Origin of the sequence: Ureibacillus thermosphaericus, from assembly GCF_002370195.2 — a bacterium.
Classification (GTDB): domain Bacteria; phylum Bacillota; class Bacilli; order Bacillales_A; family Planococcaceae; genus Ureibacillus; species Ureibacillus thermosphaericus.
In genome coordinates, this window is the sequence record NZ_AP018335.1 from 1,674,017 (window position 1) to 1,687,665 (window position 13,649).

The window sequence follows — 13,649 nt, forward strand, 5'->3', positions numbered from 1 at the left end:
GATATATTGGGACAAATCGAATTAGAACCCGTTACCAATATTAAAGGCGTAGGAACAGAAACCGCTGAATTATTAAATGAATTAGGGATTTATCATATACATGATTTAATCATGTATTTTCCATATCGGTATGAGGACTTTCGATTAAAGGATTTAGCAGAAACGCCTCATAACGAACAAGTAACAATAGAAGCAAGAGTAGAAGGCATGCCTGTCGTCTTTTTTACCGGACGGAAAAAGTCAAGACTTCAAGTAAGCGTTTTCTCTGGTAGGCATATTGTTAAAGTGGTTTTCTTTAATCAACATTATTTAAAAGAACGGTTAACTCCAGGTACCATTATTACTGTTTCAGGGAAATGGGATAGAGGACGGCAAACGATAACTGCATCGTCAGTCAAATTTGGAGCGAAGGAGATTAACCAAGATTTTGAACCGGTTTATCGTTTAAAAGGCAATCTGCATCAAAATAAATTTCGGAAGTTTATGCGGCAAGCACTCGATCTTGCAAAAGGGCAGATGGCTGAAAAGCTGCCAAATAAAATAAGACAACAATATCAATTGTTATCTATCGAAGAAGCATTAGAGGGCATTCATTTTCCGAAAGATGCTAATCATTTGAAGCAGGCTCGCAGGCGTTTTGTTTACGAGGAACTTCTTATGTTTCAACTGCGCATTCAAGCATTGCGTAAGTCGAGAAAAGATCATGAAAAAGGAATTGTTATTCAGTATGATTTAGAAAAACTTAAGAAATTTATTCAACAAATTCCTTTTGAATTGACAAATGCCCAAAAACGAGTCGTGAATGAAATTTGCAAAGATTTAAAATCCCCTTATCGTATGAATCGTCTATTGCAGGGGGATGTTGGTTCAGGAAAAACAATTGTCGCTGCAATTACGCTTTATGCTTGCGTTACAGCGGGTTTCCAAGGTGCTTTAATGGCCCCGACAGAAATTTTAGCTGAGCAGCATTTTGCTTCCTTTGAAAGATTGTACCAACCGATGGGGGTAAAAATTGCACTTCTTACCGGTTCTACAAAAGCGAAGGAACGAAAATTGATTTTAGAACAGTTGGAGAAGGGTGAAATTCAAATCATTATCGGCACACACGCTCTTATTCAACCTGATGTAACATTTCATCGTTTAGGGTTTGTTATTACTGACGAACAACATCGCTTTGGAGTGGAACAAAGGCGAATCTTGCGTGATAAAGGGATGCATCCTGATGTGCTCTTTATGACTGCAACACCGATTCCACGAACATTAGCAATTACGGCATTTGGTGAAATGGATGTTTCTATCATCGATGAAATGCCTTCAGGACGAAAACAAATTGAAACCCACTGGATGAAAAAAGAACAGTTGAATGCAAGCCTTGTGAAAATGGATATGGAATTAAAAAAAGGTCGCCAAGCATATGTAATTTGTCCACTTATTGAAGAATCTGAAAAGATAGATGTACAAAACGCGGTAGAGGTATATGAACAGTTAAGAAGAATATTCCACGGACGCTACAAAGTAGGGCTCATGCACGGTCGGCTTCATCCCGATGAAAAAGATCAAGTAATGCGAGAGTTTAAAGAAGGAAAATTACAGGTGCTCGTATCCACGACAGTTGTGGAAGTGGGTGTGAACGTACCGAATGCAAGTTTTATGTTAATTTATGATGCGGATCGTTTTGGACTTGCGCAGCTTCATCAGTTACGTGGCCGTGTTGGGCGAGGAAACTATCAATCTTATTGCGTGTTGCTTGCAAATCCGAAAACCGATGAAGGAATCGAACGAATGAGGAGCATGACGGAAACAAATGATGGTTTTCGTTTAGCTGAAAAAGATTTAGAATTGCGTGGTCCAGGAGATTTCTTTGGTAAAAAACAAAGCGGTTTGCCAAATTTTAAGATTGCTGATTTAGTACATGATTATCGTGTGTTAGAAGTTGCTCGAAATGATGCGGTAAAACTCGTCTATGACGAGCGTTTTTGGAGAGAAGATGACTATAAGCATCTGCGAGAAATGCTGGAACAATCCGGTGCATTAAGCGGAGAAAGAATGGATTGATAATATCAATTAATAGAAGGCGAGAACAAATCATAAACTCGAAAGAAGTTTTGTTGAACAAAAGGAAATAGCTTTTTCAGCATTGAAAAAAACTCAATATTTGAACGTAACAATTCGTTGTTGCGTTCTTTTTTATGGAAATGTATACTGGTATTAGTACCAAGTGCTAAAACGGAAAGAAAGTAGGTGACGAATGTTGATCAAAAAATCGAAAAAAGAACGGCAACAATTACTTTTAGAAACGATTGAGGAAAATCCATTCGTCACGGATGAACAACTTGCTACAAAATTTGGTGTGAGCGTTCAAACGATTCGCCTCGATCGGATGGAATTATCAATTCCGGAACTAAGAGAACGAATAAAAGATGTTGCGGAAAGAAATTTAGAAAATGAAGTAAAGTCATTACCTATTAACGAAGTAATCGGTGAAATTATTGATATCGAGTTAGATAAGAGAGCCATATCCATTTTTGATGTAAAAGAAGAACATGTTTTCCAAAGAAATGGAATCGCCCGTGGACATCATTTATTTGCCCAAGCCAACTCCCTATGTGTTGCAGTGATTAATGATGAACTTGCATTAACAGTTCGGTCAAATGTTGTATTTATTAAACCTGTTCGTGCAGGAGACCGAGTAGTAACGAAAGCGATTGTCCGAGAAACTAACACTGAAAAAAATCGAACGTATATCGATGTTATTTCGACGGTAAACAACGAAACCGTGTTCAAAGGCGAATTTGAAATGTATCGCACGAAAGGTGAAGGTGAACAAAAATGAAAATTGCAATTGACGGTATGGGCGGAGATCATGCACCTCAGAAAATTGTGGAAGGTGTCAACGAAGCTTTAAAAGATTTTACAAACATAGAAATACAACTATTTGGAAGAAAAGAAGAATTAGAAAAATACATTATACAAAATGACCGTCTAGAAATCATTCACTGTGAAGAAGTCATTACTGGAGAAGATGATCCTGTCCGTTCCGTTCGACGAAAAAAGGATTCATCGATGACACGCATGTTGGAAGCTGTAAGTGAAGGGAAAGTAGACGCATGTATTTCTGCTGGTAATACAGGTGCATATATGTCCGGCGGATTATTCAAAGTGGGGCGAATAGAAGGGGTATCAAGGCCTGCTCTCGCAACAATCCTCCCAACAGTCGATGGTAAAGGGTTTTTAATGCTAGATTTAGGTGCAAATGCAGACGCAAAACCTGAAAATCTTTTTCAATATGCGGTGATGGGTAATATTTATGCTCAAAAAGTTCAAGGAATAGCACGCCCTCGAATTGGGTTGTTGAATATTGGAACTGAAGAAAATAAAGGGAATGAACTGACAAAAGCAGTTTATGGCATGTTGCAGCAAGGAGATTTCAACTTTGTCGGTAATGTGGAAGCACGCGACTTGCTTGAAGGGGTTGCAGATGTCGTTGTAACAGATGGCTTTACAGGCAATATGGTGTTAAAGTCCATTGAAGGTACAGCAGGAACATTAATGAAAATGTTAAAAGACGTATTCATGGCTTCTACTAAAACAAAGCTTGGTGCATTACTCGTAAAAAATGAATTAAAAGGATTAAAAAATAAACTAGACTACTCCGAACATGGCGGAGCATTGCTTTTCGGGTTGCAGGCTCCTGTCGTGAAAGCTCATGGATCATCCGATGCGAGAGCGATTTATAATACAATACGCCAAGCTGCTATGATGGTTGAAAATGATATCGTCAACGTCATGAAGCAAGCAATACTAGAAAGTCAGAAAGAAAATGAGTAAAGGAGACGACAAATGTCAAAAATAGCATTTATTTTTCCAGGACAAGGCTCTCAAAAAGTAGGAATGGGTGCAGAGTTTGTAGCCAATGATGAAGCGAGCAAAGCTTTTTATGATCAAGCGGATCAAGCTTTAAATATTAAACTATCAACATTAATGTTAGAGGGACCACAAGAAGAACTAACGTTAACTTACCATGCTCAACCTGCGCTGCTTACAACAGGAGTGATGATTGCATCCAAATTAATGGAAGCTGGTATTACTCCTGACTATACAGCAGGACATTCATTAGGAGAGTATGGATCTTTCGTTATTGCAGGATCGTTATCTTTTGAAGAGGCTGTCAAAATCGTTCATAAACGAGGTCTTTACATGAATGAAGCGGTGCCAGCTGGTCAAGGTGCTATGGCTGCGATTTTAGGAATGGATGAAGAGCCTTTAAAAGAAGTATGTGCTGAAATCACTAATAACGGTGATTTAGTACAACTTGCTAACTTAAACTGCCCTGGCCAAATTGTCATTTCAGGTACAAAAGCAGGTGTAGAAAAAGCATCTCAATTGGCGAAAGAAAAAGGTGCGAAAAGAGCCATCCCACTTGATGTAAGTGGACCATTCCACTCTGAATTGATGAAAGATGCGGCAATAAAATTAGAAAAGGAAATCGAGCAAGTAGAAATTTCACAACCAAATATTCCGATTATTAGTAATGTACATGCAGGAATATTGGAAGATGTGGAATCCATCAAGAAAGAAATGGTGGAACAAGTTTATAGCCCTGTACAATGGGAACGTGATGTTCGCAAGATGTTGGAATGTGGTGTTACAACATTTATCGAATGTGGACCAGGTAAAGTATTATCAGGATTAGTCAAAAAAATCGATCGCTCAGTAAAAACATATTGTGTATATGATATAGCAACGTTTGAAGAAGTTGTAAAGGAATTGAAGGGGTGAAAACATGGGAAAGTTAGATGGTAAAACGGCAGTTGTAACGGGAGCTTCAAGAGGAATCGGACGTGCCATTGCATTGGAACTGGCAAAAGAGGGTGCCAATATAGTCGTGAACTACAGCGGCAGTAAAGAAAAAGCAGATGAAGTGGTAGAAGAAATTTTAAAAATTGGTAAAAAAGCTATTGCAGTTCAAGCTAATGTTGCAGATAATGAATCAGTACAAAACTTAATGAAAACAGCATTAGATGAATTTGGCTCAATTGATATTCTCGTAAACAATGCAGGCATTACTCGAGATAATTTATTGATGCGCATGAAGGAAGAAGAATGGGATGAAGTTATTCAAACGAACTTAAAAGGCGTATTCCTATGCACAAAAGCTGTAACTCGCCAAATGATGAAACAACGTTCTGGTCGCATTATCAACATTGCTTCAGTCGTTGGCGTGACGGGGAACGCTGGACAAGCCAATTACACAGCAGCAAAAGCAGGTGTTATTGGATTGACGAAAACGACTTCAAGAGAGTTGGCATCACGAAATATTTTAGTGAATGCTGTAGCTCCAGGATTTATTACGACAGAAATGACAGACGCTCTTCCGGAAGATATTAAAAACTCTATGCTTTCACAAATTCCATTAGCCAAACTTGGTAAGCCAGAACATGTAGCAAAAGCAGTTGTATTTTTGGCTTCAGACGATGCTGAATATATTACTGGACAAGTTCTTCATGTGGATGGCGGCATCGCAATGTAATCAAAAATTGTGGGCTACTAACTATAAATAATGTTGATTAACCATCCTTTCATGAAAGACTCTTTGAACAGGAAACACTTTTATGTATACTATTGAAGGGAGGTGACCTAAATGAGCACAGTATTAGAACGTGTAACAAAAGTAATCGTTGACCGTCTTGGTGTTGACGAAAGCGAAGTAACAGAACAAGCATCTTTCCGTGAAGATTTAGGTGCTGATTCATTAGACGTTGTAGAATTAGTTATGGAACTTGAAGATGAATTCGATATGGAAATCTCTGATGAAGATGCAGAAAAAATCGTTACTGTTGGCGATGCAATCAAGTATATCGAAAGTAAATTAAACTAATTTATAAGAGGCACATCCCGCACAACGTGGCTGATGGGTGCCTCTTTTCATTGCTTAAATTCATGAAAAGAAAAATGAAAAGTGAATTTGGGTTATAATAAAAACAATGTATTTATTCGATGTGAAGATATGTGGATAAATCTTTTATCCTTATATCTTTACTGTTTCGAATAACAACGATATATTTACGAGAGAAATGAATAGGAAGGCAGATTGTTCATGACGATAAAAAGAAAAGGTACTCAACAAAAAAATGGAGTGTTTCCCGAAAAAATTAAACAGCAATTTGAAGAATTACAAGAAGAATTAAATATCACGTTCAATAACAAGAGTTTACTCTACCAAGCTTTTACCCATTCATCCTATGTGAATGAGCATCGCAAAAGATTATTTGCAGATAATGAACGATTAGAATTTTTGGGTGATGCAGTTCTTGAACTATCAGTATCTAAATTTTTATTTGATCGTTACCCGCATATGAGTGAAGGAGAATTGACGAAGCTTCGAGCTTCCATCGTTTGTGAGCCATCCCTTGTGATATTCGCAAACGAATTGAATTTCGGAAAATATGTACTTTTAGGTAAAGGTGAAGAATTGACTGGTGGAAGAGAGAGACCAGCGTTGCTTGCCGACGTATTTGAATCCTTTATTGGTGCCCTTTATTTAGATCAAGGTTTCGATTCTGTTGTTCAGTTTTTACAAAGAGTCGTGTTCCCTAAAGTTGAAGTCGGTGCTTTTTCGCATGTGATGGATTTTAAAAGCCAATTGCAAGAATTGGTGCAGCAATCAAATACTGGAGTATTACATTACGAAATTATTGATGAAAGAGGGCCTGCCCACAATCGGACATTCGTTTCCCGCGTACTGCTAAACGACAAAGAACTTGGAATTGGACGCGGAAAATCGAAAAAAGAGGCTGAACAGCAAGCTGCACAAAATGCAATGGTTGCGCTTAATCAGTCCTTGCATAAGGAGGAATAATATGTTCCTTAAGCGACTTGAAGTAGTAGGTTTTAAATCATTCGCGGATCGCATCGGTATCGATTTTGTTCCAGGGGTAACTGCGGTTGTAGGCCCTAATGGTAGTGGAAAGAGCAATGTAACCGATGCGATTCGTTGGGTCTTAGGGGAACAGTCGGCAAAAAGCTTGCGCGGTTCGAAAATGGAAGATGTTATATTTGCTGGAAGCGCATCTCGAAAACCTTTGAACTTTGCTGAAGTTACATTGATTTTAAACAATGAAGATGAAGAAGTGGGTATTCCCTATTCTGAAATTAGCGTAACTCGACGAGTATATCGTTCGGGTGAAAGCGAATATCTATTGAATAATCAGCAATGTCGCCTGAAAGATATTACGGATTTGTTCATGGATTCAGGATTAGGGAAAGAAGCCTTTTCTATTATCTCTCAAGGCCGAGTTGATGAAATTTTAAATAGTAAACCGGATGATCGCCGAACAATATTTGAAGAAGCAGCTGGAATATTAAAATATAAACTGCGCAAAAAAAAGGCAGAGCAAAAATTATTAGAAACCGATGACAACTTACATCGAGTGTTAGACATTTTACATGAATTGGATAGCCGTTTAGAGCCATTAAAAATCCAGAGTTCTGCAGCAAAAGACTACCTTCACATGACAGAAGAATTGAAAGAATTGGATATGTCCCTAATCGTTCATGATTTAGAAAAGCACCATCAAGAACTACTCATTGTCAAGGAAGAGCACGAACAACTGGAACAACAAGAGCAACATCAAGCATCAGAAATTGCAAATTACCAAACAAAAATGGACGAACTCCGCACAAAAATCCATAATATTGATGAGATGATTGATGCTGCGCAAGAACGACTAGTTGAAGCGAGTGCTGAAGTGGAGCGTTGGGAAGGACGAAAAGCGTTAATGCAGGAAAAACGCTCCAATGCAGAAAAGCAGTTTCAACAATTGCAACTTGCCTTAAAAGAAGCAAAAGAAGAAGAAATGGAACTAGCGAAAACTGAGGAAGAAAATAAAAAATTGTTTGATTTGAAAAAAAATGAAATTCAACAGCTAAAAGCTGAAATTAAACAATTGGATGTTTCGTTAAATAGTTCTGTTTCTCAAATTGAACAACAAATCGAAGAATATAAAAATTTATATATTGATTTATTGAACGAAGAAGCAACTGCAAAGAATGAGTTAAAACATATTGAGCAGCAATTAACCCAATATGAAGAAACAGAAGAGCGTATGAACGACCGCTCTGAAGAGATGTTAAAAAAATTAAAACAAGTTTCCAACATGAAAAATGAACTCGCACAAAAGCTCGAATATATACGAAATAAAGTTAGTGACGTGTTGGAGCAATATGAACAATTACAACGTCAACTAAACGCTGCCACTTCCTCATTTGAAGAAAAACAACGAATGCTGTATCAAGCATATCAACATCAACAACAATTGAAGTCTAGAAAAGAAGCGATTGAGGAACTAGAATCAGACTTTTCTGGTTTCACTTTTGGTGTGAAGGAAATTTTACTAGCAAGAGAACGGGGAGAATTAAAAGGAATTGAAGGAGCCGTTCTAGAGCTGTTAAAAGTGGAAGGTAAGTATTCTAAAGCCATTGAAACCGCTTTAGGAGCAGCAACCCAACACATTGTCACAAATACAGAGCAAGATGCGCAAAAAGCGATTGGCTGGTTAAAAGCAAAAAAAGCTGGACGAGCTACTTTCTTGCCAAAAAACGTCATGAAATCTCGAAAACTATCTACTACACAAATTCAAGAAGCAATGAACCATCCAGCTTATATTCAACTTGCTCATGAATTAGTAGAATTTGATGAACATAACCGGAATATTGTGGAATACTTATTAGGAAATGTTCTTGTTGCTGAAAACTTAGAAGGAGCAAGTCAAATCGCGAGGTTATGTGGCTATAAATATCGTGTTGTTACATTAGATGGAGATATCGTAAATGCTGGCGGTTCATTAACAGGCGGTTCCGTCAAACAACAAAACTCTTTATTTACTAGAAAAGCGGAGTTAGAACAGTTAAAGAAAAATTTATCCCAAATTGAGCAATCCATTTATCAAGCGGAAAAAACGCTGGCAACAGAAAAGGAAACGTTAACAACCTTACGTGAACAAGTGGAATTGTTAAAGGTGCAAAGCGAACAATACCGCCAAGAGGAAATGGAGTTGCATTCGAAATATGTTGAATTAGAATTGGAAGAGAAAAACTTAAAAAATACTGTAAATCTCGCAACTTCTGAAAAATCGTCCGCATCTTCAAGAAGAGAGGCGTTACTTAAACAAAAAAGCCAAACAGAAGAACGACTAGCTGAACTGAATAAAGAATTGCAAAAAGTAAACGACAAAGTTGAGCAATTATCCAAAGCAAAAATTCAAAGCGAAACGGAAAAAGACTTGCTTCGTGAACAGTCAGCTGAAAAACGCTCAGAACTTGCGGTATTGCAAGAACAATTAAATCAACTTCAAATTCAAACGGCGGATATCGCTTTGAAGCGTTCGAAAGTTCTTCAACAAATGGAATCCATTTCACGAGAAATTGAATGGATTCAAAATGAGCGAGACAATCATTTGACCGATGAAGAAATTGAACAAGCGATTTCTGAGTGGGCTGAAAAGCGTGATCAATATTCGTTCACAATTCAAGAAAATCGTCAATTGCGAATTGAATACCAACAACAGCTCTATCAATTGGACGAACAGTTCAAGGAATTGCAAAGAATTCATAAAGGTTTTTTAGAACAATTACGTTCAATCGATGTAAAGAAAAGCCGTATCGAATTTGAAATTAATCGATTAACTAATCTATTAGAAGAAGAGTATGAAATTGATTTTGATGAAGCGAAAAATGAAGCTGTTGAACTGGACGATGTAGAGCAGATTCGCAAGAAAGTAAAATTGTTAAAACAGTCTATTGAAGAATTAGGGCCGGTTAATTTAACTGCTATTGAAGAGTATGAGCGGGTGTTAGAACGCTATACATTTTTAACGGAACAACGAAATGACTTAATTGAAGCGCAACAAACGCTTAACGAAACAATTAGAGAAATGGATGAAGAAATGGCGACTCGTTTTAAAGAGTCTTTTGAGAAAATTCAACTACAATTCCGCGAAGTTTTCCGTGAACTTTTCGGCGGCGGCCATGCAGATTTAATTTTATTAGATTCGAACAATTTACTAGAAACAGGAATAGAAATAGTAGCTCAACCTCCAGGGAAAAAATTGCAAAGCTTAAGCTTACTTTCTGGCGGTGAACGAGCATTAACTGCAATCGCCCTATTATTTGCCATTCTGAATTCGCGCCCAGTACCGTTTGTTATTTTAGACGAAGTGGAAGCGGCTCTTGATGAAGCAAATGTAGAGCGTTATAGTACCTATCTAAAAAAATTAAGCCGAGATACACAATTCATTGTGATTACCCATCGAAAAGGAACGATGGAAGGAGCCGATGTATTATACGGGATTACGATGCAAGAATCTGGTGTATCGAAGCTCGTTTCGGTTAAATTGGAAGATGAAGTAGTACTTGTTGGACAAAGGAGCGAATAATATGAGCTTTTTTAAACGTTTGAAGGAAAAATTAAGTGGAAAATCAGAAGAAAAATTACAGCAGGACACGGTTGAGGAAACGGCTGAACAAAGCGAAGATGTTCAAAATGAAGCTGATGATGTGGAAGAAACATCAAAAGAAGTAATTGAAGAAAAAAATGAAACGATAGAAACTGAAGAAACTTTTTCCGATGACAGCGAAAAAGCGGAAGAAACTCTTGGTGACGACGTTGAAACGGTTCAACAAGAGGATGAAAAGGAAGAGGAGAAGAAGCCTTCCGCATGGTCGATCACTCAAAAATTTAAAATAGGTCTTGCAAAAACCCGTGATACGTTTACTTCTAAAGTGAACGATTTAATTGCACGTTATCGCAAGGTAGACGAAGAATTCTTTGAAGAATTAGAAGAAATATTATTGCAAGCGGATGTAGGTTTTGAAACAGTTATGGAATTAATGGACGAACTCCGCTTTGAAGTACAACGAAAAAATATAAAAGATACAGATGGCATTTATGAAATTATTTGTGAAAAATTAGTGGAAATTTATGAAAAGGGCGAGGAAGGCATTTCTGAGCTTAATTTGCAACCAAATGGTGAGCTAACAGTTATTTTATTTGTGGGTGTAAATGGTGTAGGGAAAACAACGACAATTGGTAAACTTGCTCATCGTTTGAAAAATCAAGGAAAAAAAGTGATGCTTGCTGCTGGTGATACGTTCCGTGCTGGTGCCATAGAACAGCTTCAAGTTTGGGGCGATCGAGTTGGCTGCGAAGTAATTAAACAATCAGAAGGCTCAGATCCCGCTGCGGTAATTTATGATGCTATAAATGCTGCGAAAAAGCGCGGTGTTGATGTGTTGATTTGTGACACAGCTGGCCGTTTGCAAAATAAAGTGAACTTAATGAAGGAACTAGAAAAAGTGCATCGCGTTATTTCTCGTGAAATTCCAAACGCCCCACATGAAGTGTTGCTTGCGTTAGATGCGACAACGGGTCAAAATGCGTTAATTCAAGCTCAAACATTTAAAGAAGCGACAAATGTGACGGGGATTGTATTAACAAAATTGGATGGTACAGCAAAAGGTGGTATTGTCTTAGCAATTCGTAACAAATTAAATATTCCGGTTAAATTCGTTGGTTTAGGTGAAAAAATTGATGACCTACAACCATTTGATGCGGAACGATATGTATACGGATTATTTGCTGATTCATTAGACCAAGAATTGAAAAAAGCTGAACAATAAGAAGAGATATTTGAAAAGGAGCCTGACCAAAAATTTTTGGCCAGGCTCAAATACTTAATGGCGCTAGCAATAACATTTCCGATTCGTGTATATTATCAGTGTTAAAGGGAATTTACTTGACACTTATAAGTAAAACCGATATGATACAGTAGAAAAAATATGAATGGAGAGACATTCGATGTTACTTGAAAAAACGACGCGGATGAATTTTCTCTTCGATTTTTATCAAGCTTTGTTAACGGATAAACAGCGGGCATATATGGAGCTATATTATTTAGATGATCTTTCCTTAGGTGAAATTGCAGAAAGCTACAAAGTTTCTCGACAAGCTGTATACGATAATATCCGTCGCACTGAAGCAATGCTTGAAGAATATGAAGAAAAACTAAAGTTATTTGAAAAGTTTCAAAAGCGTCAGCAAACGATTGAAAAGCTAGCCGCTGCAATCAAAGGCAATGCCTCTATTGAAGAACAATTAAAGTTAATAGATCAATTAAAAGAAACGGATTAGGAGGCGAAAAGTTTGGCATTTGAAGGATTATCAGAACGACTCCAAAGCACAATCCAAAAAATTAAAGGCAAGGGAAAAGTTACTGAAGCAGATGTAAAACAAATGATGCGGGAAGTGCGCCTTGCATTGATTGAAGCCGACGTAAATTTAAAAGTTGTAAAAGACTTTGTAAAAAAAGTAAGTGAAAGAGCAGTCGGCGTTGAAGTTATGAAAAGTTTAACACCTGGTCAACAAGTCATTAAGATTGTAAAAGATGAATTGACTGAGTTGATGGGTGGAGAACAGAGTCAAATTAAATTTAATACAAAGCCTCCAACAGTCATTATGATGGTAGGTTTGCAAGGTGCTGGTAAAACTACGACTTCCGGAAAACTTGCAAATGTTTTAAGGAAGAAATACAACCGTAAACCGCTTTTAGTTGCTGCCGATATATATCGTCCAGCAGCTATTAAACAATTAGAAACATTAGGAAAACAACTTTCGATTCCTGTGTTTTCTCTTGGTGCGGATGTTTCTCCTGTGAAAATTGCGGAAGAAGCAATCGAACATGCAAAAAAAGAACATTATGACGTGGTCATTATCGATACAGCTGGTCGATTACATATCGATGAAGAACTGATGGACGAATTAAAAAATATTCGGGCCATTAAAGAACCAGACGAAGTATTTTTAGTTGTTGATGCCATGACCGGACAAGATGCAGTTAATGTTGCTCAAAGTTTCAACGATGCAATTGGCATCTCAGGCGTCATCTTAACAAAATTAGATGGAGATACACGCGGTGGTGCTGCGTTATCGATTCGTGCTGTGACAGAAAAGCCAATAAAATTTGTTGGTATGGGTGAGAAGATGGACGCTTTAGAGCCTTTCCATCCAGAACGTATGGCTTCTCGTATACTAGGGATGGGCGACGTCCTATCGCTAATTGAAAAAGCACAGGCAAATGTGGATTTAGAAAAAGCGAAAGAATTGGAAGATAAGTTTAAAACGCAAAGCTTTACTTTCGATGATTTTGTAGAACAAATTAAAGCTGTCCGAAAAATGGGACCGTTGGAAGACTTATTAAAAATGCTTCCAGGTGCCAATAAAATAAAAGGTTTAAATAATATTCAAATCGACGAAAAACAAATCGATCGCCTGGAGGCTATTATTTATTCCATGACGCCTGAAGAAAGAGAGCGTCCAGAAATCATCAATGCTAGCCGTAAAAAGAGAATCGCAAACGGTTCTGGTACATCCATTCAGGAGGTCAACCGATTATTAAAACAATTTGAAGATATGAAAAAAATGATGAAGCAAATGACGAGCATGACACAGGGAAAAGGCAAGAAGAAAATGAAACTTCCTGGATTCGATTCATTATTTAAATTTTAATATAAAAGAAAAAATGAACTGTTAAGAAAAAACACTTTACAAACAAATCAAACACTGATATTATTCTATCTTGTGTGAAACTAATTCG

At 37.5% G+C, this 13,649-nt stretch carries 11 protein-coding genes; all 11 read left to right on the top strand.

Annotated elements, in window-relative coordinates; all coding sequences use genetic code 11:
• Positions 1-6 precede the first annotated feature (6 nt).
• The 11 genes from recG to ffh all read left to right on the top strand — a co-directional run bounded on the left by recG (position 7) and on the right by ffh (position 13,561).
• The gene (recG, locus tag UtA1_RS08020) at positions 7-2,055 is read left to right on the top strand and encodes an ATP-dependent DNA helicase RecG (RefSeq protein ID WP_408647338.1); all 2,049 of its coding nucleotides are present in this window, start codon (positions 7-9) and stop codon (positions 2,053-2,055) included.
• A 199-nt stretch (positions 2,056-2,254) separates the two neighbouring features.
• Entirely contained in the window at positions 2,255-2,833 is a 579-nt protein-coding gene (gene fapR, locus UtA1_RS08025; RefSeq protein ID WP_026018997.1) for a transcription factor FapR, read from the top strand.
• Positions 2,830-3,828 carry a phosphate acyltransferase PlsX gene (gene plsX / locus UtA1_RS08030; RefSeq protein ID WP_016837451.1) on the top strand — a complete coding sequence of 333 codons (999 nt, stop codon included), beginning with the start codon at positions 2,830-2,832 and terminating at the stop codon, positions 3,826-3,828. Before fapR ends, plsX begins: the two co-directional genes overlap by 4 nt.
• A gap of 12 nt (positions 3,829-3,840) precedes the next feature.
• Positions 3,841-4,779, top strand: coding sequence for an ACP S-malonyltransferase (gene fabD, locus UtA1_RS08035; RefSeq protein ID WP_016837450.1), 939 nt, complete (start codon positions 3,841-3,843; stop codon positions 4,777-4,779).
• Positions 4,780-4,783: 4 nt separating this feature from the next.
• A complete protein-coding gene (gene fabG / locus UtA1_RS08040) occupies positions 4,784-5,530 on the top strand; it encodes a 3-oxoacyl-[acyl-carrier-protein] reductase (RefSeq protein WP_016837449.1) in 747 nt (248 codons plus the stop codon).
• 111 nt (positions 5,531-5,641) lie between these two features.
• Positions 5,642-5,878: an acyl carrier protein gene (locus tag UtA1_RS08045; RefSeq protein ID WP_096550640.1), complete on the top strand. Its 237-nt coding sequence runs from the start codon at positions 5,642-5,644 to the stop codon at positions 5,876-5,878.
• Positions 5,879-6,097: 219 nt separating this feature from the next.
• Positions 6,098-6,859 carry a ribonuclease III gene (gene rnc, locus UtA1_RS08050; RefSeq protein ID WP_096550641.1) on the top strand — a complete coding sequence of 254 codons (762 nt, stop codon included), beginning with the start codon at positions 6,098-6,100 and terminating at the stop codon, positions 6,857-6,859.
• Between the two features lies 1 nt (position 6,860).
• Positions 6,861-10,433 (top strand): chromosome segregation protein SMC, encoded by a 3,573-nt coding sequence (gene smc, locus UtA1_RS08055; protein ID WP_096550642.1) that lies wholly within the window; start codon positions 6,861-6,863, stop codon positions 10,431-10,433.
• 1 nt (position 10,434) lies between these two features.
• Entirely contained in the window at positions 10,435-11,676 is a 1,242-nt protein-coding gene (ftsY, locus tag UtA1_RS08060; protein ID WP_096550643.1) for a signal recognition particle-docking protein FtsY, read from the top strand.
• A 178-nt stretch (positions 11,677-11,854) separates the two neighbouring features.
• A complete protein-coding gene (locus UtA1_RS08065; RefSeq protein WP_016837444.1) occupies positions 11,855-12,187 on the top strand; it encodes a putative DNA-binding protein in 333 nt (110 codons plus the stop codon).
• Between the two features lie 12 nt (positions 12,188-12,199).
• The gene (gene ffh, locus UtA1_RS08070; protein WP_096550644.1) at positions 12,200-13,561 is read left to right on the top strand and encodes a signal recognition particle protein; all 1,362 of its coding nucleotides are present in this window, start codon (positions 12,200-12,202) and stop codon (positions 13,559-13,561) included.
• Positions 13,562-13,649: the final 88 nt, after the last annotated feature.